The 21,657-nt window shown below is 75.1% G+C and carries 16 protein-coding genes; 8 read left to right on the forward strand and 8 right to left on the reverse strand.

Annotation, left to right across the window (positions count from 1 at the left end; genetic code table 11):
* Positions 1-47: 47 nt before the first annotated feature.
* The 6 genes from ACIOHG_RS02345 to ACIOHG_RS02370 form a co-directional block, all read right to left on the reverse strand.
* Entirely contained in the window at positions 48-2,990 is a 2,943-nt protein-coding gene (locus ACIOHG_RS02345; RefSeq protein WP_400944364.1) for a tetratricopeptide repeat protein, read from the reverse strand.
* Entirely contained in the window at positions 2,990-4,882 is a 1,893-nt protein-coding gene (locus tag ACIOHG_RS02350; RefSeq protein ID WP_400944366.1) for an HSP90 family protein, read from the reverse strand. Before ACIOHG_RS02350 ends, ACIOHG_RS02345 begins: the two co-directional genes overlap by 1 nt.
* A 53-nt stretch (positions 4,883-4,935) precedes the next feature.
* Positions 4,936-5,937, reverse strand: a complete 1,002-nt coding sequence (locus tag ACIOHG_RS02355) for a hypothetical protein (protein ID WP_400944368.1) — start codon at positions 5,935-5,937, stop codon at positions 4,936-4,938.
* Positions 5,938-6,367: 430 nt separating this feature from the next.
* Entirely contained in the window at positions 6,368-7,747 is a 1,380-nt protein-coding gene (locus ACIOHG_RS02360) for an NAD(P)/FAD-dependent oxidoreductase (protein WP_400944370.1), read from the reverse strand.
* A 154-nt stretch (positions 7,748-7,901) separates the two neighbouring features.
* Positions 7,902-9,542, reverse strand: a complete 1,641-nt coding sequence (locus ACIOHG_RS02365; RefSeq protein ID WP_400944372.1) for an amidohydrolase — start codon at positions 9,540-9,542, stop codon at positions 7,902-7,904.
* A gap of 46 nt (positions 9,543-9,588) precedes the next feature.
* Positions 9,589-11,148 (reverse strand): APC family permease, encoded by a 1,560-nt coding sequence (locus tag ACIOHG_RS02370; RefSeq protein WP_400944374.1) that lies wholly within the window; start codon positions 11,146-11,148, stop codon positions 9,589-9,591.
* A gap of 217 nt (positions 11,149-11,365) precedes the next feature.
* Between ACIOHG_RS02370 and ACIOHG_RS02375 the strand changes: the two genes are divergently transcribed.
* The 3 genes from ACIOHG_RS02375 to ACIOHG_RS02385 all read left to right on the forward strand — a co-directional run bounded on the left by ACIOHG_RS02375 (position 11,366) and on the right by ACIOHG_RS02385 (position 13,287).
* A complete protein-coding gene (locus ACIOHG_RS02375) occupies positions 11,366-12,067 on the forward strand; it encodes a helix-turn-helix domain-containing protein (RefSeq protein WP_400944376.1) in 702 nt (233 codons plus the stop codon).
* A gap of 55 nt (positions 12,068-12,122) precedes the next feature.
* Positions 12,123-12,449: a VOC family protein gene (locus ACIOHG_RS02380; RefSeq protein WP_400944378.1), complete on the forward strand. Its 327-nt coding sequence runs from the start codon at positions 12,123-12,125 to the stop codon at positions 12,447-12,449.
* Positions 12,450-12,510: 61 nt separating this feature from the next.
* Entirely contained in the window at positions 12,511-13,287 is a 777-nt protein-coding gene (locus tag ACIOHG_RS02385; protein ID WP_400944380.1) for a hypothetical protein, read from the forward strand.
* An 18-nt stretch (positions 13,288-13,305) separates the two neighbouring features.
* Here ACIOHG_RS02385 and ACIOHG_RS02390 read toward each other — a convergent pair whose 3' ends face one another.
* Complete coding sequence (locus ACIOHG_RS02390; protein ID WP_400944382.1) at positions 13,306-14,193, reverse strand: alpha/beta fold hydrolase; 888 nt, start codon at positions 14,191-14,193, stop codon at positions 13,306-13,308.
* A 68-nt stretch (positions 14,194-14,261) separates the two neighbouring features.
* Here ACIOHG_RS02390 and ACIOHG_RS02395 point away from each other — a divergent pair, with 68 nt between their 5' ends.
* Positions 14,262-14,897 carry a TetR/AcrR family transcriptional regulator gene (locus tag ACIOHG_RS02395; protein WP_400944384.1) on the forward strand — a complete coding sequence of 212 codons (636 nt, stop codon included), beginning with the start codon at positions 14,262-14,264 and terminating at the stop codon, positions 14,895-14,897.
* A 119-nt stretch (positions 14,898-15,016) separates the two neighbouring features.
* Positions 15,017-15,511 (forward strand): NUDIX hydrolase, encoded by a 495-nt coding sequence (locus tag ACIOHG_RS02400; protein WP_400944386.1) that lies wholly within the window; start codon positions 15,017-15,019, stop codon positions 15,509-15,511.
* A gap of 486 nt (positions 15,512-15,997) precedes the next feature.
* Here ACIOHG_RS02400 and ACIOHG_RS02405 read toward each other — a convergent pair whose 3' ends face one another.
* Positions 15,998-17,350, reverse strand: a complete 1,353-nt coding sequence (locus ACIOHG_RS02405; protein WP_400944388.1) for a hypothetical protein — start codon at positions 17,348-17,350, stop codon at positions 15,998-16,000.
* A 552-nt stretch (positions 17,351-17,902) separates the two neighbouring features.
* Between ACIOHG_RS02405 and ACIOHG_RS02410 the strand changes: the two genes are divergently transcribed.
* From ACIOHG_RS02410 to ACIOHG_RS02420, 3 genes are all read left to right on the forward strand, one after another.
* Entirely contained in the window at positions 17,903-19,504 is a 1,602-nt protein-coding gene (locus ACIOHG_RS02410; protein WP_400944390.1) for an amino acid adenylation domain-containing protein, read from the forward strand.
* A gap of 337 nt (positions 19,505-19,841) precedes the next feature.
* The gene (locus ACIOHG_RS02415; protein ID WP_400944392.1) at positions 19,842-20,165 is read left to right on the forward strand and encodes an acyl carrier protein; all 324 of its coding nucleotides are present in this window, start codon (positions 19,842-19,844) and stop codon (positions 20,163-20,165) included.
* On the forward strand, positions 20,162-21,565 hold the full coding sequence (locus ACIOHG_RS02420; RefSeq protein WP_400944394.1) for a flavin monoamine oxidase family protein: 1,404 nt from the start codon (positions 20,162-20,164) through the stop codon (positions 21,563-21,565). The genes ACIOHG_RS02415 and ACIOHG_RS02420 overlap by 4 nt, the downstream gene beginning before the upstream one ends.
* Positions 21,566-21,657: the final 92 nt, after the last annotated feature.

Consider the following 21,657-nt stretch of genomic DNA (forward strand, 5'->3'; position numbering starts at 1 on the left):
CCCGTCGGGAACTTCCCGGCGGGCCGTCGGTGCTTGCGGGGGGTGGGTCAGCGGCGGGCCAGGCGGTCGCGGAGTTCGGTGAGCGGCTCGGCGGCCTCGGGGGCGTCGGCGGTGCGGAACAGCGCGATGGCGGCGTCCAGTCGGGCCAGCGCGGCGGGAGTGCGGTCGAGCCGGTCGGCCTCCAGGACGGCGGCGACCCGGATCGACTCGGCCCGGCCGCCGAAGGCGTCGGCGCCCAGGGCGGCGAACGCCTCGATGGCGAGCTCCATCTCGGCCAGCGCCTCCTCGTCCCGGCCCAGGCTGCTCAGGGTGCGGGCCCGGGTGTCGTGCAGGGTGCCGTCGGGGCAGCCGTAGTCGTCGAAGTCCTGGTTCTCGGCCGCGGCGGTGCGCGCCACCTCGGCGGCCTCGTCCAGCCGGGCCAGCGCCCGTTCGCCCGCGTCGGGGCGGTCGGGGCCGTTGCCGTCGGCGAGGTGCCGGGCCTGGCGCAGCAGCATGTCGAAGACGGCGCCGGGGAACGGGGCGGTGCGGTGGCTGGCGAGGGCGCGCTCCCGGGCGAGGTCGGCGGCGGGCCACTGGTCGGCGACCGCGAGGGCGAGGGCGGCCTCGGCGGCGACCATGGTGTGGATGTGGCGGTCCTCGAAGTCGGCGACCTGGTCGGCGAGCAGCAGGTACTCCTCGGCGGCGGCCCGGGGTTCGCCGATCCGGCGCAGGCCGCGGGCCAGCACCAGCCGGGCCTGGGCCCGCTCGCGGACGTCGAGTTCGGCGAACGCCGGTTCCAGCAGCACGGCTTCGAGCACGGCGACGCCGTCCTCGGGGCGGTCGGCGCCGCACAGCACCTGTCCGAGCATGATCCGGGCGGAGGCCGCGTCCCCGGCCTCGCCGAGGCGGTCGTAGCGGGCCGCGGACTCGGTGAACGCCTTGACCGCTTCGGCCGGTCGGCCGAGGGCGAGGTAGGTGCGGCCGAGGCCGTCGTGCACCCGGGCGGCGCCGCCGGAGCGGTCGCCGTAGCGGGCGGCGATCCCGGCGGCCTGCTGGAACTGCTCCTGGGCGGCGGCCAGGTCGTCCCGGTACAGGGCGAGTTCGGCGCGCTGGCCGTGGACCTGGGCGAGCCGCCAGGGGGCGTCGGCCCGTTCGAGCAGCTGCTCGGCCTCGGTGATCAGCCGGTCGGCGTCGGCGAAGGCGGCGCCGTCCTCCTGGTGGCGGCCGACCAGGAAGCGGGCCCGGGCGCCCAGCAGGCGGGCGTTGGCCTGGCGGTGCGGGAGGCCCTGCCGGGCGGCCTCGGCGTGCAGCAGTTCGAGGGTGGCCTCGGCGGCGGCGAGCGCCTCCGGGTCGGGGCCGGGGCCGTCGGGACCGGCCGCGGCGGCGGCCTCGAAGACGGCGCGCAGTTCGGTGTTGGCCTGGAGCTGCAGCACGGCGACCAGCTCGCGGCCGCCGAACGGGGCGTCGGCGGCCGCCAACTCCGCTATTCGGGAGCGGAGTTCGAGGATGGTGGCGAGATCGCCCGGCCGGTCGCCGTCGGGGCCGGCCAGCCGGGCCCGGCAGCCGAGGGCGCGGGCGGTCAGCCCGGCCTGCTCGAACAGTTCGGCGGCCGCGGTGTAGTGGGCGGTGGACTCGGCGGCGGAGAGCCGTTCGTCGAAGGCGCGCTCCAGGGCGAGTTCGGCCCGGACCCGGGCCAGCGGGCCGAGGCCGGACTGCTCGGCGTCGTCGGGGTGCCGGTAGCCGGGGGCGTCGATCAGGGCGCCGATCCGGTTCCACTGCTGGAGTGCCCCGGGGTGGCTGGTGATGCTCAACTCGCGGGCCCGGGCGATGAGTTCGGCCAGGTCGGCGGGCCCCTCCGGAACTGCGGGGGCAGGCCCGGGCGCGGGGACGGGCGCGGGGGCCGGTCCGGCGGCGCGCAGGCCGAGCGGGAGCGGTTCGGCGGTCAGCGGGGTGCGGGCCAGCCGGGCGCGGCGGGCCTCGCCGACCGCCGGGGTGCCGTTGCGGGCGTCGAAGCGGGCCGCCAGGTCCGCTCCCTCGCGGTCGAGTTCGGCCAGCAGTCCGGCGGCCGTCCAGGTGGCGCCGGGCGGGCCGGCCACCGGGAGTTCCGGGTGGCCGGTCTCGACCAGCCGGGCCAGCAGCCGCTGGACGCCGGTCAGGAAGTGCAGCCGGGCCAGCGGGTCGCCGTGCTGGGCGAACAGGTCGCGGTTCTCGGCCAGGATCTCCAGGCCGCGCGGCTCGTTGCCGGTCAGCGCGCAGAACTCCACGTGCAGGCCGACGGATTCGGCCGCCGCGGAGCGGCCGCGGGCCCAGCGGTACCCGGCCAGGTGGGCGGAGCGCGCCTCGTCGGTCCGGCCGGTGCGCAGCAGCGGCAGCAGGGCGAGGGCGCGGCTGGTGTGCGGTTCCTCGGCGCAGGACCGCTCGCCGGAGAACACCGGGGCCCAGATCGCCAGGGCCCGCTCGTCGTCGCCCAGGGCGACGAAGTGCTGGGCCTGGTGGCGCAGTTCGCAGGCGTGGCAGTCGCTGTAGCGGGAGCGCCAACGGGTCGCCCAGAGCTCGAAGGCGTCCTGGACGCCCCGGCCGGTGTGCGCGGCGAGCTGGTACTGCCGGGCGTAGTAGGGCTGCAGGTCGTGGCCGCGGGCGAGGTAGTGCGTGCGCAGTTCGCCGTGCCAGCGGCGGACGGCGTCGAGCGGCACCTCGGGGACGGCGAGCAGCGCGGCGGCGACCCACTTGTAGCGCCAGTCGGTGGCGTGGTCGGCCCAGCCCTCGAAGGCGTCGGGGTGCTCGGTGCGGAGCCGGGCGATCCGGGCGAACACCACCGGGAGCTTGCGCCGTTCGGCGTCGTACTCGTAGGCCTCGGTGAGTTCGAGCAGGGCGACGGCCAGCAGCTCGGGGTCGTCGAACTGCTCGGCGGCGTCGACGAGTTCCTCGGCGGTGACGGTGCGCGGGCGGCCGTGCGGCTGTTCGTCGTTGGCGCGCAGGGCGGCCCGGACGGCGTCGGGGGTGTCCAGCATCACGACTCCTGGTGCGGCGTGGCGGGCGGGTTCTGCGCGGCGGGCGGGGTCGGCCCGGCGGGCTCGTGGCCGAGCACGGCGTGGTCGAGCAGGGCCAGGAAGGAGCGGTTCAGCAGCGCGGACTCGCTGGCCTTCAGCGGGCGCCGGGTGAGCAGCAGGGCCTGCCCGTAGAGGGCTTCGACCGTGGTGGTGGCGAGGTCGTGGTCGCGGATCGCGGCGGCCCGGCGCACCAGCGGGTTGAGGTGGTTGAGGACGAGCTGGGCGCGGGGCGCGGAACTGGCCAGCGAGCCGAGGATGTCGGCCCACAACCCGTCTGCCTGGTCGGCGAGTTGGGTGCGAGTGCGTTCGTGCCGGGCTTCCCGGTCGTCGAGCAGCAGGGCGGGGGCGCTGCTGGGGTGGAAGGTGCGCAGTGCCACGTCGCAGTCGAACCGGCCGAGGGTCTGCCGGGCGACGGCGAGGAAGGCGGCGGCGGCGAGTTCGGTGGCCGGGTCGACGTTGTCGAGGTGGGCGGTGACGGTGGCCGGGTCGAGGTCGGCGACGGTGGTGCCGGGGCGGATCTCGGGCAGCCGGTGGACCAGGTCGCGGTCGTAGGTGTAGCCGCCGTTGACGACGCCGAGTCCGGCGGCGCCGGCGATCGGGGCGACCTGGCGGAACTCCTCGACGGTGCGGGTGACCAGCACGACGGGGTGGGCGCGGACGAACTCGTCGAGGGTGACGTCGCCGTCAGTGGTCTCGAACGGCAGCCAGGGCAGCAGCATCCGCAGCAGCTGGTCGTCGTGCCGGGCCAGCGACTTGACGGCGAGGTGGTGGACCGACAGGAAGCGGTGCAGCAGCGCCGGGTCGCTGGCGGACAGGCCGGTGAGCCAGTCGCGGATGCGCAGGCCGAGGGCGTCCCGGACGGCGGCGAGGGTCTCGTCGGCGTACAGCGCCTCGCGGGAGGCGGTGGGGCGCAGGCGTTCGGCGTCCACCACGCAGCGGACGAAGAAGGCCCATTCGGGGAGCAGTTCGTCGGCCTGGTCGGAGAGCAGCATGCCCTTGAGGTGGACCCGGTGCCCGGCCCGGCGGGACGGCGGGACGGCGTCGGGCAGCACGTGGGCGACGCCGCTGAGGCCGACCAGCGGCAGGTCGAGGTCGATGGTGTCGAGCGGGGTGAAGTCGAAGGTGTCGCGGCAGTGCGCGGTGAGCGCCTCGCGGCGGGCCGCCGGGGTGGCGTACCGCTCGGCCCAGGGCGCGGGGGTGCGGTTGATCCGCGTCCCGTGCCCGGCGGCGTCGACCACGGTGACGGGGTGGCGCAGCAGGCTGCCGTAGTGGCGGGCGAGTTCGAGGACGCGGCGCGGGGAGGTCCACTCGGCGGCGTCGGGGCGCGGGGTGAGGGTGACGGTGGTGCCGGGCTCGGGGCGGGCGTCGGCGGGCAGGGTGGTGATGGTGTAGCGGCCGTCGGAGCGGCCGCGCCACTCGACCACCGGGGCGTCGGGGGTGCGGGCGGAGCGGGTGGTGACGGTGATCTCGTCGGCGACCACGAAGCAGGCGAGCAGGCCGATGCCGAACTGGCCGATGAACTCGCTGCGGGCGTCGGCGAGTTGTCCGGCGTCCAGGGCGCCGTCGGCGGTCCGCTTGGAGCTGCGGCCGATGGTGGCGAGGAAGGTGTGCACGTCGGCCTCGGTGAGGCCGACGCCGGTGTCGGCGACCGAGAAGACCTCACCGGTGGTGACGGTGATCGCGGCGGGCGCGTCCGGGTCGAGCTGCCGGCGGGCGGTGAGCGCGTCGACCGCGTTCTGCAGCAGCTCGCGCAGGTAGACCCGGGGGCTGGAGTACAGGTGGTGGGAGAGCAGGTCGACCAGGCCGCGCAGGTCGACCTGGAAGGTGTGCGCGCTGGGGTCGTTCGGGGTCACCGGGGCGGGTCCTTCGGCTGGTTCGGTCGGGTGCGGGCGGGGCGGCGGGGCCGTCAGTGGCGGGCGCTCTGCTTGCGGGTGCGCAGGAACGTCTCCACCGGGTCGCCCCAGTACGCCCAGGGCAGTTCGGTGACCAGGTCGCCGATCTCGGTGAACAGCAGGTGGGCGGCGGCGGGCTGCCCGGCGAGCGCGAAGGCCATCGCGAACTCGTTGTGGGCGACCGGCCAGTCCCGGCCGCGCACGTAGTCGGGGTGCCGGACCGAGCGGTCGGCGGCCTCGTGCAGCTCTTCACGGACCTGCGGGCGGCCGATGTAGGCGGCGTCCTCGCCGGCGGGCAGCGACAGCCAGTGTTCGAGGTGGGCGCGGGCGACGAGCTGGCCGAGCGGGCTGCCCTCGGGGGCGGCGAGCATGCTGCGGCGGGCGAAGGAGTGCATCTGCTCGTGCGAGCCGGACCACTTCTCGCAGAGCTGCTGGAGGCGCTGGCGGTGCGAGGCGACGTGGCCGGGGCGGCGGCGCAGCGCGGCCTCGAAGCGGTGCCGGGCGGCGACCTGGTCGAGGGAGGCGCCGCGGCCGCTGATCTGCAGGAAGTACCAGGGGCCGAGCAGTTCGGGGTCGAGTTCGGCGGCCCGGTAGAGGTGCTCCTCGGCGCTCTCCAGGCGTTGGTGGAAGAGCTTCCACTGGTCCTCGCCGACGTACTGGGCCCGGGCGCCGGTGCGGGCCTCCCAGGCCCAGCTGACGTGCCGGGCGCCCTGAACCAGGCGCAGCAGCGGGTCGTCGGGGGTCTCGTCGAGGGCCCGGCCGACCGCGACCTCGGCGCCGGTGACGTCGGCGAGGACGGAGACCATCAGGGTCAGGTCGTCCTGGTCGGCGGCGGTGTCGAGGACGGCGCGGGCGGCGGGCCAGGCGCCGACCCCGGCGAAGGAGCGCAGCCGGGCCAGGTCGGCGTCGCCGAACGCCGGGTCGACGGTGGGGGTACCCCCGCCGTCGGCGGCCTCGCCGGTTCCCCCGGTCCCGCCGGTCTCGCGGCGGCCGAGCAGCCGTGCGAACAGTCCCATCCCTGGGTCCCCTCCGAAGTGCCTGGTGGTGCGGTGGGGGCGCGTGCGCGGCGACCCCCGGACGGAGATTCCTATCACGTCCGTGCGACAGGTGTGCGAAGGGTTTCCCCGACCGCCGACCGGGGACCCGCAGCAGGGCGGGCACGGGCCGGTCGCGGGGCGGGCGCGGGCCGGTCGCGGGGGGCTCCGGCGGGCCGGGCGGTGAGCGAAGGCAGGTGGCGGCCTCCGGGCCGTGGCGGTAGCCGGAGGCCGGGACAGAGCCGAAGGCCGGGACAGAGCGGCTCGGCCGGGGCCGGAGATCCGGTCCATCGGCGGCAGGCCGTGGCGGTAGCCGGAGGCCGTGACGGTGGTGGAGGCCGGGACGGTGGTGGAGGCCGTGGCCGTGCTGGAGGTCGGCGGCAGGGGCTGTGGTGGCGGTGGGGTGGGGGGGTCAGCTGCGGCCGGAGATCCGGTCGGCGAGGGTGGCGAGCGGGGAGGTGGCGGCGTGTTCGCGGCGGTCGGCGTGCCGGTAGACGGCGTACAGGCCGTGCACGCCGAGCCAGCGGGCCGGTTCGGGTTCCCAGCGGCGGACCCGGTGGCCGACCCAGGGCAGTTCGGTGAGTTCGGTGCTTGTGCCGTGCCCGAGTTGACGGAGCGTCAGGTCGCGCAGGGTGCGGCCGGCCAGGTTGGCGGTGGCGACGCCGCTGCCGACGTAGCCGCCGGCCAGGCCGAGGCCGGTGGCGGGGTCGAGGGCGACGGTGGCGCACCAGTCGCGCGGGACGCCGAGCACGCCGGACCAGGCGTGGTCGATCCGGGCGTCGGCGGCGGCGGGGAACATCCGGGCCAGGATCTCCCGGAGTTGGGCGATCGTGCCGGCGGGGGTGGCGCCGTCCCGGTCGATCCGGGAGCCGTACCGGTACGGGTGGCCGCGGCCGCCGAGCGCGATCCGGTCGTCGGCGGTGCGCTGGGCGTACATGTAGGCGTGCGCCTCGTCGCCGAGCACTTCGCGGTCCTGCCAGCCGATCGCCTCCCAGACCTCGGCGGGCAGCGGCTCGGTGGCGATCATCGAGGAGTTCATCGGCAGCCAGTCCCGCCGGTGCCCGGCGAGTTCGGCGGTGAAGCCCTCGGTGCAGCGGAGCACCGTGCGGGCCGTCACGGTGCCGTGCGGGGTGACGGCGCGGCCGGGGGCGATGGCGGTGACGGGTGTCGACTCGTAGACCCGGACGCCGAGCCGGCGGACGGCGGCGGCCAGGCCGAGGACGAGTTTGGCGGGGTGCACCCGGGCGCCGTTCGGCGTCCAGGTGGCGCCCAGGGTGCCCGGCACGTAGAGGCGTTCGGCGGCCGCGGCGGCGTCCAGCAGCTGCACCCGGTCCACGCCGAACGCCTGCTCGTGGGCGAACCTGGCGTGCAGGCGGGCGAGTTGGGCGGGGGTGGTGGCGAGTTCCAGGACGCCGCCGCGGTGCGCGTCGCAGTCGATGCCCTCGGCCGCGGCGGCCCGCAGGGTCTCCGACACCGTGTCGTTCATGGCGAGTTGGAGCCGGCGGGCGGCGTCCTCGCCGTGCAGCCGGGCGTAGCGGCCGCGCCCGGCGATGCCGTTGTAGAGCCAGCCGCCGTTCCGGCCCGAGGCCCCGTAGCCGCAGAACTCGGCCTCCAGCAGGGCTACTTCGAGATCGGGCGCGGCCTGCTTCAGGTAGTAGGCCGTCCACAGTCCGGTGTAACCGCCGCCGACCACGCAGACGTCCGCGGCGAGGTCGCCGTCCAGCGGGGCGCCGCGCTCGGGCAGGCCGGTGGCCGCGTACCAGAAGGAGACGCCGCCGTTGACGGTGGTCATGTGTCCTGCTTCCGAGGGGCTTCGAGGGGCTGCCGTTCGGGGGCGGCCGAAGGGGGTGGCGCTGCGTGCTCGGGGACGCTAACCGGGCTGCGGCGGGCCCGGCAACGGACACCCTGCCAGGCCGCCCCCTCCCGGCCTGACAGGGTGTCCGGGCTCACTCGGCCGTGTGCACGGCCCGACCGCCGACGTAGGTGCGCAGCACCCGGGTCTCGGCGATCTCCTCGGCGGGCGCGGCGAACGGGTCGCGGTCCAGCACCACCAGGTCGGCGAGGTTTCCGGCCCGCAGCACGCCGGTGTCGTCGAGGCCGTTGAGGTGCGCGGCGCCGGAGGTGTAGGCGGCCAGCGCGGTCGCCAGGTCGAGGCGCTGCTCGGGCAGGAACACCGGGACGTCCGGGCCGGCGCCGGGCTCGCGGCGGTTGACGGCGACGTGGATGCCGTCGATCGGGACGGGGCTGGAGACCGGCCAGTCGGAGCCTGCGGCGAGGGTGGCGCCGGTGCGCAGCAGGCTGCCGAACGGGTACTGCCAGGTGGCGCGTTCGGCGCCGAGGAAGGGGATGGTGAGCTCGTCCATCTGCGGTTCGTGGGCGGCCCAGAGCGGCTGGATGTTGGCGACCGCGCCGAGCGCGGCGAACCGGGCCAGGTCGTCGGGGTGGACGACCTGGAGGTGGGCGAGGTGGTGGCGGTTGCCGCGCCGGCCGTTGGCGGTGATCGCGGCCTCGATCGCGTCCAGGGCCTCGCGGACGGCACGGTCGCCGAGGGCGTGGAAGTGCACCTGGAAGTCGAGCGCGTCCAGGGCGGTGACGTGCTCCTTGAGGGCGGCCGGGTCGACGAAGCTGAGGCCGCTGTTGCCGGTGGCGCAGCCGCAGCCGTCCAGGTAGGGGGCGGTGAGCGCGGCGGTGAAGTTCTCCGCGATGCCGTCCTGCATGATCTTGACCGAGCCGGCCCGGAACCGGCCGTGGGTGAACTTCTCGCGGCGGGCGACGAGTTCGGGGATCTGCTCGGCGCCGCGCTCGCGGTCCCACCACAGCGCGCCGACCACCCGGGCGGTCAGGGTGCCGTCCTGGGCGGCGGCCAGGTAGGTGTCGGACGGGTCGGGGTTGCCGCCGAAGTCGCCGAGCAGGGCGTCCTGCCAGGCGGTGATGCCGAGCGAGTGCAGCAGTTCCTGCGCGGCCAGCAGGCCGGCCCGGCGGTCGGCGGGGGTGCAGGCGGGGGCGTGCCGGCCGACCAGGCCGATGGCGCCCTCCTGGAGCATGCCGCTGGGGGTGCCGTCCGGCTCGCGCTCGATCCGGCCGTCGGCCGGGTCGGGGGTGTCGCGGGTGAGCCCGGCGGCCTCCAGGGCGCGGGTGTTGGCCCAGGCGCCGTGGTGGTCGCGGTTGGCGAGCAGGACGGGGCGGTCGGGGACCACCCGGTCGAGCAGCTGCCGGGTGGGCAGGCCGCCCTCGAAGCTCTCCATCGACCAGCCGCCGCCGGTGATCCACTCCTTCTCGGGGTGGGCGGCGGCGTACTCGGCGATCCGGGCCAGGTAGTCGTCGAGGGTGACGGTGCCGGTGAGGTCGCAGGAGGCCATCTCGACGCCGCCGTAGACGGCGTGCACGTGCGCGTCCTGGAAGCCGGCGATCAGCAACTTGCCGTGCAGGTCGACGACTTCGGTGTTCGGTCCGATCAACTCCCGTACCTCGTCGTGGCCGACCGCGGTGATCCGCTCGCCGGTGACGGCCAGCGCGGTCGCCCGGGTGCGGGCGGCGTCGCCGGTGTGGATCGGCCCGCCGGTGAAGACCAGGTCGGCACGGTTCATGGGAGGTGCTCCGTTTTCTGGGTGTGGCACGGGAGTTGACTGATCGTCAGAGCGCTGCGGATTCGGGCTGCCCGGTTCCGGCGGCGCGGTCGGTGGCGCCGGTGAAGTAGGCCGAGCGGCGGCCCCAGCGCGACCAGGCCGCGGCGGCCAGGCCGGAGCCGATCATCAGGACCGGCACCGAGAGTTCGAACCAGCCGTTGGCGGCGGCGAGTTCGAAGTGGTCGGTGGAGTCGTAGAAGGTCCAGGCGAGGTAGCCGCCGACCAGCAGCAGCACCACCCCGCCGAGCAGCGGCGCGACCACCGCCTTCAGCCCCTCGGCCGGATTCTCCCGCAGCAGGTGCCGGAAGCGCACCGCGGAGGCGATGGCGACCAGCGCGTAGTAGAGCGCGACGACGATGCCGATGGCGTTGACGGTCGCCGAGATCAGCTCGGTGACGGTCGGGATGACCAGCGACAGCCCGGCCAGCGCGAGCGCGATGCCGGTGATCAGCCAGGTGCCGGTGGACGGGGTGCGGTAGCGCGGGTGCAGCCGGGTCCAGACCCGGCCGAGGGTGCCGTCCCGGCCCATCGCGTAGGTGCCGCGGGCGGTCGGGATGACCGCGGCCTGCAGCGAGGCCGCCGCCGAGAAGGTCAGCGCCACCAGCGGCAGCGCGGCCAGCGGTTGGCTCGCCAGCTTCTCCGCGAAGTAGGCCAGGCCGGTGGCCCCGTTGTCGGCCAACTCCTCGATCGGCAGCACCCGTTGGAACGCGGTGCCGGCGAACAGGAACAGCCCGAGCATCAGCAGCAGCGCCCGGAACCCGCCCCGGCCGGTGTCCTTCGGGTCGTGCACCTCCTCGCCGACGCTGAACACCGACTCGAAGCCCCAGTAGCAGAACACCGCCAGCACCATGCCCTGGGCCAGCTCCCCCAGCGAGGGGATCTCGAACGGGTCGTACCAGGACAGGCTGAACGGCTGGTCGCCGGCGAACAGGCCGTAGCCGCAGAACCCGAGCAGCACCGCGTACTCGAAGACCAGCAGGTACTTCTGCAGCCGGGCGGCCAGGTCGAGGCCGCGGACGGCGACCACGGTGGCGGCGAGCAGCACCGCCATGCCGATCAGCGTGCACTGCAGGCTGGAGTCCGGGTCCAACTCGACGCCGGGCAGCGCGTGCAGTCCGGCCCGGCCGGCCAGCTGGATCAGCGCCGAGCCGGTGACGGTGGTGGTGTACGCCATGAAGACGACGGTGGTGACGATGTTGACCCAGCCGGTCAGGAAGCCCAGCCACGGGTTGAGGGCCTTGCCGACCCAGCGGTACGAGCTGCCCGCGTCGGGTTCGACCCGGTTGAGCCGGCCGTAGCCGCAGGCGATGCCGAGGACCGGCAGGAAGGCCAGCAGCATGATGGCGGGCAGGTGCAGGCCGACCACGCCGGCCATCAGGCCCAGGCCGATGCCGATCGAGGTGGTGGCCGCCGTGCTGGACGCGGCGATCACCACCACCGCGCCGACGCCGACCGACTTGCGCATCGCGTCCGGAGCCGTCGCGGCTGGAGCCGTCGTGCCGGAGCTGCTGGAGGGGGTGGGGCCGCCGTCGGGGACGGGGCCCCGCTCCTTGTGCGTCGCTGCCAAAGGATCACCGCCGAGGGGGTCGTGGGGGTGCGACGCCCCGGGCGGGGGCGTCGGATGGGGTGCGCCGCCGGAGGGCGCGGGGATTCCGGGGAGAGCGGCGGGCCTCGCGGGCGGGGCGCGCCGGGTGGGGGTCCGGCCCGCGCGAGCGCGGGTCAGGGACGCCATGAAACCCGCCGCCCCTTCACACGTCAATGCTGTTGTCGTAAGCTCACCGGCCATGACCGACCGTGTCGTCCCCGAGACCGCGCGCCGCCGCCGGCGCCCCACCAAGCAGGGCACCGTGCTGTCCGAGCAGGTGATCGTCGACACCGCGCTGCGCCTGGTCGAGCAGCACGGCGCGCAGGCCTTCAGCGTCCGGCGCCTCGGGCTCGCGCTCGGCGCCGACCCGAGCGCGATCTACCGCTACTTCCGCAACACCGACGCGCTGCTGATCGCCGTCGCCGACGAGCTGATCGGCCTGGGGCTGCGGGGCTGGGAGCCGACCGGCGACTGGCGGGCCGACCTGCGCGAGGTCGGCCTGCGCATCCACACCCGCTCCTGCGCCCACCCGCAGGCCGCCGTCCTCGCCGCGTACCGCACCACGGGGCGGGCGCACGAGATCCGGGCGATCGAGACCATGCTCGGCATCCTGCGCGAGGCCGGCTTCCCCGGCCAGGACGCCGTCGCGCTCTACCACGCCTTCATCGACCAGGCCCTGGGCTTCGCCGTCCTCGACGCCGCCGCCCTCGCCATGCCCGCCCCCGCCCAGGACGCCGACCAGGGCGTCTGGGACACCGCCTACCGCGACCTGCCCGCCGACACCCACCCCCACATCGCCGCCACCGCCGACCTGCTCGCCGCGCACATGCGGCGCAGCGCCTACCCGCTGGCGCTCGACCTGCTCCTCGACGCCTTCGCGGGGCGCCTTCCCGCAGCCTGACGCCTCCGTGTCGACGTATTGCCGTGTCGTTGTATCGCTGTGTCGACCGCCCGGCGTGCCGACCGGGCGGGTGTGGGCGGCGGGTCCTGGGGTCGAGGGCGGGGCGCGCCGGCTGACGGTGGTCCCGGCCGAGCAGCCCGAGGGCACCGAGCTGCTGCTCGAACCGTCCGGCCACCGGGCCGTCCCGCCGTACAAGCGGGCCTTGTTCGAGGACGGCATCCCCGCCACGTCCTTCGCGGTGGACGACGTGCCGGCCGAGTACGAGCGGCTGCGCGCCCGCGGGGTGGTCTTCACGCAGGAGCCGCGCACCGCGGGCCCGGCCACCACCGCCGTGTTCGACGACACCTGCGGCAACCTGATCCAGCTCGTCCACCTGCCCTAGCACCTGCACGGCCTGCGGATATCCGGGTGGCGGGCGGTGGATCGTCCGCTACCCTCGGCGCGTGATGTTCGATGAGGTGGCCGCTCCGAAGGCCACGTGGTGGGGAATCGTCAAGGAGCGGGCCGCGGCCTGCTGGTGGCAGCTGATCGTGCTGGTGCTGGTGGAGCTGCTCCTCGGCACCATGGCGACGGCCCTGGTGTACGCGGTGGCCCCGCACGACTACCGGGTCGTCGGGGTGGCGAACCTGCTGCTGTCGCTGGTGGTGTCCGCCGCGCTCGCGGGTGCGAAGGCGCGGGTGCTGGGGCTCGGGGTCGGGCCGCTGACCGCCCTGCGGCTGCCTCCGCTCCGGATCGCGCTGATGTCGGTCCTGTCCCTGCCGCTGAGCGTGATGCTGGTCTACCGGCTGGGCATGCTCTTCATCGACGGACCGTTCCTCTTCGACCTGTCCACGCCGATGACCTGGGGACTGCGGGTACTCGTGGTGGTCCTGGCCATGCTGGGGCTGCCGCTGCCCATGACGGTGTTCCTGGAGGGGCGGGGTCTGGGCCGCGCCTGCCGGATCGCGTTCGGCGACTGGCGGACCGCCCTGCGACTGCTCGGCATCGCGCTGCTCCAGTTCGTGCTGGTCACGTTCGTCCCGATGTGGGCCTTCGACACGCTGTACCAGTACGGCCCGGACGTGCCCTTGCTGGTGAACAGCCTGCTGTCGCCCGTCCTGGGCTACCTCCTGCTGTTCCCGGTGTTCGCCACTTACCTCCGCTCCCCCGCCGCCCGGCCGCCCGCGTCGCCGGTGGAGCCGGACCCGTACCCCGAGGTGGGTCCGGCCTTCACCGGCTGAGGCCGCAGGCACCGCCGTTCAGGCTGCGGTCGCCGAACTCGCGGACCGGATGCGGGCGGTGACGAGTGCGGGCCGGTCCATCGGGAGGGAGTGGCCGGCGTCCGGGACGACCTCGACCCGGGCGTCGGGGAGCAGCCGGGCGAGCCGGGCGGCGACCGCCGGGGAGTCGTGCAGGGCGCTGCGGGCGCCGAGCAGGAACTGGGCGTGGACGCCGCTCCGGGCGATCCGGTCCAGTTCGGCGTCGGTGAGGACCGGCGGGACGGGCAGGGCGCGCCGGAAGCCCGTCGTGGCGCGGGTCAGTTTCATCAACTCCTCTTCCAGGACCGCGCTGTTGCCGACCGCACGGGCCAGCCGGGGCCGCAGCGCGCGCGGCGCGGCGGCGGCGAGCCCGCCGGCGATCAGCCAGGCGTAGAACCGGAAGCCGAAGCCGTTGAACCCGGCCGGGTCGAGCAGCGTGAGCGCGCCGACCCGCCCCGGGTGGTGCAGCTGGTGCTGGAGGGCGACCCAGCCGCCGTACGAGCAGCCCACCAGGTGGGCGTCGTGCAGGTCGAGTTCGGCGAGGACCTGGTCCAGCCAGGCGGCGGCGTCCGCGCCGTCGGCGATCGGGGCGCTCTGCTCGCTCGCGCCGGGCTCGCCGACCGGGTCGATCGCGAACACCGGGTGGTGCTCGGCGAGTTCGGCCAGTTGGTGGTGCCACATCAGGGCGTTGCCGCCGGAGGCGGCGAGCAGTACGACCGGCCGTCCGGCCCCGGCGCTCGGCTCGGGGCCGGTGCGGTACACCCGGGTGCGGCCGTAGGCGGTGGGCAGGTCGTGGGCGGTGCGCGGGCCGGGCCAGAGGGCGGCCAGGGCGCGGTCGTAGGCGGCGCGGAAACGGTCGGCGGCCCGGGCGTTCCTGAACTCGCTCATTCGCATGGTACATATGTATCACGGCATGATACGGGTGTACCAGGGAAGTTCGCGGGAAGGCCGGACGCATGAGCAGCAAGGTCGAGCACAAGGCCGAACACGAGGAGCGGCGGCGGCAGATCGCCGAGGCGCTGCTGCGGATCGCCGACACCCAGGGCCTGCAGTCCGCCAGCATGCGGGCCGTCGCCGCCGAGGCCGGGGTCTCGCTGCGCCTGGTCCAGTACTACTTCGAGACCAAGGAGGGCCTGCTGCTGGACGCGCTGGCCCGGCTCGGCGAACAGCTCCGGGCCCGGATGGCCGCCTGGATCACCGCGGCCGGCTCCCCGCCCACCCCGCGCGGCCTGGTCACCGCCGTCCTCTCCAGCATCCTGCCGACCGACGCCGAGAGCCGCCGGATCACCCGCACCTACACCGCCTACTACGTCCTGGTGCTGAACGACCCCGAGATCCTCGCCAAGCACGGCACCGGCCAGGCCGAACTGCTGGAGAACTTCCTCGCCGAACAGCTGCGCGCCGCACAGCGGGACGGTCTGATCGCCGCGTCCCGCGACCCCGCGACCACCGCCGCCGGCCTCACCGCCCTGGTCAACGGCCTCGGCCAGAGCGTCCTGGGCGGCCAGCGCGACGGGGCCGCCGCGCTGGCCGTCCTCACCGCCCACCTGGACGAACTCTTCGGCGGACCCCTTTCCGGCAACGGGAGTTGACGGACCGTCCGATCACGGGCGGACGGCCGACGACACCGTGGCCGACGAGCGGCGGACCGGGGCGGAGGGCGTCGGCGTTCCCCTCCCCCGCCACCCGGATCACCCCGTACAGTCGGGGGATGACGCCCGAGAAGAGGCCGACCGCCCGCATCCTGCTGCTCGACGACCAGGACCGCCTGCTCCTGCTCTGCGCCCGCGACCCGCGCACGGGCCGCGAGGGCTCCTGGTGGTTCACCGTCGGCGGCGGCATCGACGAGGGCGAGGACGCCCTGACCGCCGCCGTCCGGGAGTTGTGCGAGGAGACCGGCCTCGACCTGCCCGCCACCCGCCTCGGTCCGGTGGTCTGGACCCGGCGGGCGGTGTTCACCTTCAACGGCCGCCCGTTCGACCAGAGCGAGGAGTACTGGCTGGTCCGGCTGACCGCCGCCGAGACTGCCGCCGTCCGGGTCGACCCCGAGGAAGCCTCCCACGGCCACCGCTGGTGGAGCATCGCCGAGTTGGCCACCACCGAGGAGACCGTCCACCCCCAACGCCTCGCCGAACTCCTCCCCGCCCTCCTCGCCGACGGCCCCGGCCCGACCCCCCTCCACCTCGGCGACCACCACCTCGGCTGACGCCGGGCACCCTCCCGCAGCGCCTTGCACCCCACCTGGCAAGGACGGACGGCCCCGGAGGCGGCCACACCGAGCTCCGCCGCGCCGCCCTCCCGGTCGGATCGGATCCGGCCGGGGTGGAGGACAGTGACGGCGACCGTCCGGTCCCGGACCTCGTACCGGAGGCGGAGGAAGCCGGTCCGAGTCCGGTGGATCCCGCTGGCGCCGATGGTGAGGGCGCCCGCCGGACAGGGGTTCTCGGCGAGCAGGTGCACCGCCCGGGAGGGCCCCGTGGCCGACGGCGCGCTTCCGCTCCAGGGCCAACGCGTCGGGCTCCCCGGCGGAGGCTTCGGCCCAGGAAGCCTCTCCGAGCGCTTGCCGACAGGCGTCGTCGTGCGGAACGCCCCCCGAGAGGGCGACACTGCGCCTCCGTTCGGCGCCGGCCCGTGCCGTGCCAGGGCCTCCGGCTCGGCGCGGGCCCGGCGGCCGAGGGCGACCGGCGTCCGGTCACCCGCCCTGCCCGGCCCTCAAGCCCCCGGAGCCTTCCTGCTGCACAGGTCGCGCGGCGGTGCCCGGTCGGAGAGGTTCCTCCGGATTGCCGACCGGGGTGAGGAGCCGGTGGGTGCCGGGGATGCGGGTGCGGAGGGTGTCGGCGAGGGCGCAGAGGAGGGTGGTGGTGGCGGTGAGGGCGACCAGGGCGCGGAGGAGGCCGGTCTCCGGGTAGGGGTCGGGGGTCAGGTGGAGGGCGTAGCGGGCGGCGAGCAGGCCGACGGTGCCGGCGAGAGCCAACTGGGGGGCGGCGGCGCGGATTCGACGGTCGGCGAGGGCGGCGGCGGTGACCAGGAGGGCGCCGGCCGCCGCGATCTGCGGGTGGGCGAAGCCGAGGCCGTAGCGGACGGCCAGGGCGGGCACCAGGAAGAGGACCAGGATGCGCCGCAGCAGGACGGCGAGGGCGGTGGTGGCGGGGCCCGGGGCGGTCCGGGTGGTGGGGCGGCGGGCGGTGGCGGCGAGCAGGAGCAGGGCGAGGGCCGCCTCGGGCCAACGGGTGGGCAGGTGGGCCGGGTTGTAGAGCAGGGCGGTGTCGTAGACCACCATCACCAGGGTGCCCACGGCCCACAGGGCGGCGGCGAAGCGGAGCAGTCCGAGCGTTCCGGGCCCCGGGTCGGGCTCGGTGGCGGCGGGGCCGGCCGGGGCGCGGCGGGCGGTGGCCAGCAGCAGTGGGGTGGTGCAGGCGGCGGAGAGGGCGCGGATCGTCAGGTCCTGGAGGGTCCAGGGGTTGTGGAAGCGCCATTCGACGGTGCCGAAGACCAGCGTCCAGGAGACGGCCGCGCTCCACAGCAGCGGGGCGGAGCCGATCGCGGTGCGGTAGCGGGCCGGGTCGAGGCGGCGCAGCACCGTCGCGTAGGCGAGCAGGACGAACGGGAGCTCCAGGAAGGCCTGGACGCGCAGCACGGTGGGGGCGAACAGCCGGGGCGCGGGCAGGTGGTCGGCGAGGGCGCGGACGACCGGGTTGCCGGTGGGCTGGTCGAACCAGCCGGGCGGGAGGTAGCGGGTGACGAATCCGGTGTCCCCGCCGTGCACGCGCAGCAGGTAGGCGGCGCAGAGCAGTTGGTTGAGGTAGAGCAGCGCGGTCACGGCGAGGAGCAGGACCTCCGGCGATCGGACCAGCCCCGCGGAGCCCCGACCGCCACGCCTACCGCGCCCGCCGCTGCCCCGGTCGCCGTGCTGGCCGCCGCTCCGGCCACCGCCCCCGTCGGCCGCCGGTTCGGCGGGGGCGCGCAGCAGGTGCGAGGCGATCAGCAGGGCGGTGGCGGCCGAGCCGAGGACGGTGCTGTCGATCAGGAGCGCGGTGATCGTCATTCGGCGAATGTTAGGGGCTCCGGAGCCGCTGTTCGCACACCCGTACGGTGACGCTCAGCGACCGTCCGGGGGCGGACGGGGCCGCGGGGGCGGTCCGGCGCGCCCGAACCCGGGGGGCGTGGGCGGCCGGAAGCGGGGCGGGCAACGGGAAATCGCTTTCCGTTCCCGGAAATCGCGCTCCGGCCGGTGTTTACCGCTCGACCGTTCGGCCACCTACCGCACTTGCTCGACTTGGCGGTTATCCGGTCCCGCAATCCTTCCGGCAAACGAATCGCCCACCCGGGAGCGGGCGTTGATTCGCTGACTGACCGTCACTTGCCGGGCGCCGCAAACCTTAAGGGCTGCACCCCAGCACGACCGGAGGTACCGGCCCGCGACCCGGCACCTTGATCACGGAACGTGATCAAGGTGGAGTGGTTCGCCGTTCACAGTTCAGTTACAGATCCTCTGGAAAGTCGCCCCAACAACCATTGTGGGCCCGCATCCCGACAGGTAGAGTCCGGGTTCGCCGAAGCACGGACGGGCACCTCTGGGCATTTTCTTGGAGCGGGCATGTCAAAGAACGGCGGCGTCAACGGATCGGTCACCGATCTGTTGGACGCGTTCGCGGAAACCGTTCTCCGGTGGCCCGAACGAACCGCGTTGGAGTCACCCGAGCACACTCTCAGCTACCAGCAACTCGCAAGTCACGTACGATGGTTGGCCCACGCACTGGGCGACCGACCGGGTCCGGTGGCGGTCCCGGCGGCCCACTCGCCGGACACCGTCGTCGCCCTGCTGGGCGTCCTCGCGGCGGGTGGCGCGCACGTGCCGCTCGACCCGGGCTTCCCGCTCGACCGGCGACGGCGGATGGCCGACACGGCCGGCTGCCGGACCCTGGTCGGCCGCCGGTCGGCCGGCCATGCCGAGCAGGCCGACCTGCTCGGCCTGCGGTTCGTCGAACTGCCGGACTCCCCCGAGGGGGCGAACGGAACCGACGGACCGGATGAACCCAACGGGCCTACGGAGCAAGGGAGTTGGCTGGACGGGCCGGCGGTCTCGCCGGACGATCCCGCCTACGTCCTGTTCACCTCGGGGTCCACGGGGCAGCCCAAGCCGGTGCTGACGCCGCGTCGGGCGATCTCCGCCTCGGTGGCCTCGCTGCGCGGCCTGTTCGGGGTCGGGCCGGCCGACCGGGTGCTGCAGTTCGCCTCGCTGAACTGGGACACCTGCTTCGAGGAGATCCTGCCGACCCTGACGGCGGGCGCCCGGCTGGTGTTCGACCCGGAGGCGCACTCGGCCTCGTTCCCCCGGCTGCTGCGGATGGTGGAGCGGCGCGGCATCACCGTGCTGGACCTGCCGACCGCGTTCTGGCACGAGCTGGTGCTACACCTGGCCGAGGAGGCCGCCGAGGGCGGGAGCGCCGCGCTGCCGACGGCCCTGCGGCTGGTGGTGATCGGCGGCGAGGCCGCCGCGCCGGCCCGGCTCGCGGACTGGAGCGGGCTGCCGGACGCCGCCCGGGTCCGGCTGCTGAACACCTACGGCTGCACCGAGACCACCCTGATCACCCACGCGGTGGACCTGCTCGGTCCCGACACCCCGGAGCCGGGCCGCCGCTGGGACCCGGCGGAGCGCGCGCCGATCGGCCGCGCCCTGCCACACGTCGAGGAACTGCTCTCCCCCGAGGGCGAGTTGCTGATCGGCGGCCCCGCGCTGGCGACCGGCTACCCGGGGCTGCCGGAGGCCACCGCCGAACGGTTCGCCGTCCGCGACGGGCAGCGCTGGTTCCGCACCGGCGACCGGGCCGCCCGGGGCGCGGACGGGGTGCTGACCCACCAGGGGCGGCTGGACCACGAGGTGAAGATCCGGGGCATCCGGGTCGATCCGGCCGAGGTGGAGGCCGCGATCGACGCCCATCCGCGGGTGGGCGCGGCGGCGGTGGCCGCGACCACGCTGGCCGGGCGGGCCGCCCTGGTCGCCTACGTGGTCCCGCGCACCGGCGGGCCGGACCGGGCGCTGGCCGCCGAAGTCCTGGCGCACCTGCGGGACACCCTGCCCGGCCACCTGGTACCGAGCCGGCTCACCGTCGTCCCGGACCTGGTCCGCACCGTCAGCGGCAAGGTCGACCGGGCCGCCTCGCACCGCCTGCACGGCAGCACCGCCGTCCCGCTCTGACCTCCGCCGTCGCCGAGTCCCGTCCCACGGGCGTGATCTGACGGACCGTCGACTGTCACAGCGGCCGGGCACGATCTGCACCACGCACGACATGCACGCCACACACACACCACGCATCACGCGCACCACGTACGCCAGGCATCACCGCACCACGCGCACCGCACGGCCCCGCGCCCTCCCCTTCCACGGCGCCCGCACCACGCACGACGCACCTCGCACTCGCGTATCTCGCACTCGCGCACCACGCACCGCGTTCACGTCCACGTTCAGCACGCGCACCACGCACCGCTGGCACCGCCGGACCACGCGCACCCCGCACCGGTCGAAGGAGACCCTGATGAGCCTCGACACGCCCACCGCCGTGCCCTCGCCCGCCGCCGACCCGGCGCTGCTCGACTCGCTGACGGCCGTGTTCCGTCGCGTGCTGGAGCTGGACGAGGTCGCCGCGGACGCCAACTTCTTCCTACTGGGCGGGGATTCGCTGATCGCCACCCGGGTGCTCAGCGCGGTGGCCCGCACCCACGGGGTCGAACTGACCTTCGACGACTTCCTGGCCGACCCGACCCCGGGCGGCCTGGCCGCCCGGATCGCCGCCACCACGGCCGACGCCGCCGCCGAAGCCACCGCCGAAGCCACCGCGACCGTCCCGGCCGCCCGGTGAGCGCCGCCGCCCTCGCCCCGACCCCGCAGGAGCCCGAGCGGCCGCAGGACGGGGCGCGCCGCGCACCGCGCACCGCCGTGGTGGTCGGCGCGGGCCCGGCCGGGCTGACCGCGGCCGTCGAACTCGCCGACCGGGGCGTCCGGGTGACGGTGCTGGAGGCCCGGGATCGGGTCGGCGGCCGGACCAGGGGGATCGAGGTCGCGCCGGGCCGCTGGATCGACGCCGGCGCGGCGTACCTGGGCGACCGGCACACCGAGCTGCACGCGCTGCTCGCGGCCTGCGACCTGAAGACGGCGCCGACCACGATGCTCGGCGCCAGCCGGTTCGCGCTGGCGGCGGACGGTTCGCAGGCCACCGCCGACGGCCGGTTCCCGCCGCTGAACGCGGTGGCCCTGGGCGATCTGTTCGAGCTGCTGGACGAACTGGCGTGCTCGGTACGGCCGGAGGCGCCGTGGCTGACGCCGAACGCCGAGGAGCTGGACGCCGCCACGGCCGCGGAGTGGGCGGAGCGGAACCTGTCGCACCCGGACGCCCGGCTGTTCTTCCCGCTGTTCCTGGGCGAGATGATGGCGGCCGACCCGGCGAAGGTGTCGGTCCTGCACATGGCCTTCTACCTGCGCTCCGGCGGCGGCCTGCGGTTCCTGAACGCCTTCGAGGGCGGCGCGCAGCAGGACCGGGTGGCGGGCGGCGCGCACCGGCTGTGCGAGCGGCTGGCCCGCCGGCTGCTGGACGGCGGCGGGGTGCTGCGCACCGGGGAGCCGGTGCTGGCGGTGGAGCAGACCGGTTCGGAGGCCACCGTCCGGACGTCGGGCGGGAGTTACCGGGCGGACGCGGTGGTGGTGGCGGTGCCGCCGCTGCTGGCGGACGCGATCGAGTTCCGGCCGGGGCTGCCAGTGCCGCGGGCCGCGTCGCGGACCGAGCGGGGCTGCGCGGTGAAGCTGAACCTGGTGTTCCCGGAGCCGGTGTGGCGCGAACACGGCCTGTCGGGCTGGTCGGTGAACGCGGCGGGCCCGCTGCTGTCGACGGTGGACGACACCCCGCCGGAGGGGTCGCCGGGCGTGCTGACCGGGTTCGTGACGGGCGCGGAGGCGCACCGCTTCGCTGCCCTGCCGCCCGCCGAGCAGCGTGCGGCGGCGGTCGCGCAGGCCCGGCGGCTGTTCCCGATGCTGCCGGAGCCGATCGGCTTCCACCTCACCGACTGGGTCAACGAGCCGTGGAGCAGGGGCTGTTACGCGGCGCTGTTCGGCCCGGGCGACTGGTCGGCGCTGGGTCCGACGCTGACCGCCCCGCACGGACAGGTGCACTTCGCGGGTACCGAGACCAGTACCGAGTTCTTCGGTCTGCTGGAGGGCGCGATCCGTTCCGGCCGCCGGGCAGCGGCCGCGCTGCTGGCTCCCTGATTCACCGAAACGCACTGCGGCGCAAGGCATTTCACGGCCATTCCGATGCCGCGTCCTATTCGGTACCACGCTATTCGATTCCCCGCCCGCCC

This window comes from Kitasatospora sp. NPDC088134, from assembly GCF_044741705.1.
Taxonomy (GTDB): Bacteria; Actinomycetota; Actinomycetes; order Streptomycetales; family Streptomycetaceae; genus Kitasatospora.

Coding starts and splice junctions, on each gene's coding strand:
- ACIOHG_RS02345 (WP_400944364.1), bottom strand. CDS start 2,990: ATGCTGGACACCCCCGACGCCGTCCGGGCCGCCCTGCGCGCCAACGAC.
- ACIOHG_RS02355 (WP_400944368.1), bottom strand. CDS start 5,937: ATGGGACTGTTCGCACGGCTGCTCGGCCGCCGCGAGACCGGCGGGACC.
- ACIOHG_RS02360 (WP_400944370.1), bottom strand. CDS start 7,747: ATGACCACCGTCAACGGCGGCGTCTCCTTCTGGTACGCGGCCACCGGC.
- ACIOHG_RS02365 (WP_400944372.1), bottom strand. CDS start 9,542: ATGAACCGTGCCGACCTGGTCTTCACCGGCGGGCCGATCCACACCGGC.
- ACIOHG_RS02375 (WP_400944376.1), top strand. CDS start 11,366: ATGACCGACCGTGTCGTCCCCGAGACCGCGCGCCGCCGCCGGCGCCCC.
- ACIOHG_RS02390 (WP_400944382.1), bottom strand. CDS start 14,193: ATGAGCGAGTTCAGGAACGCCCGGGCCGCCGACCGTTTCCGCGCCGCC.
- ACIOHG_RS02395 (WP_400944384.1), top strand. CDS start 14,262: ATGAGCAGCAAGGTCGAGCACAAGGCCGAACACGAGGAGCGGCGGCGG.
- ACIOHG_RS02400 (WP_400944386.1), top strand. CDS start 15,017: ATGACGCCCGAGAAGAGGCCGACCGCCCGCATCCTGCTGCTCGACGAC.
- ACIOHG_RS02405 (WP_400944388.1), bottom strand. CDS start 17,350: ATGACGATCACCGCGCTCCTGATCGACAGCACCGTCCTCGGCTCGGCC.
- ACIOHG_RS02410 (WP_400944390.1), top strand. CDS start 17,903: ATGTCAAAGAACGGCGGCGTCAACGGATCGGTCACCGATCTGTTGGAC.
- ACIOHG_RS02415 (WP_400944392.1), top strand. CDS start 19,842: ATGAGCCTCGACACGCCCACCGCCGTGCCCTCGCCCGCCGCCGACCCG.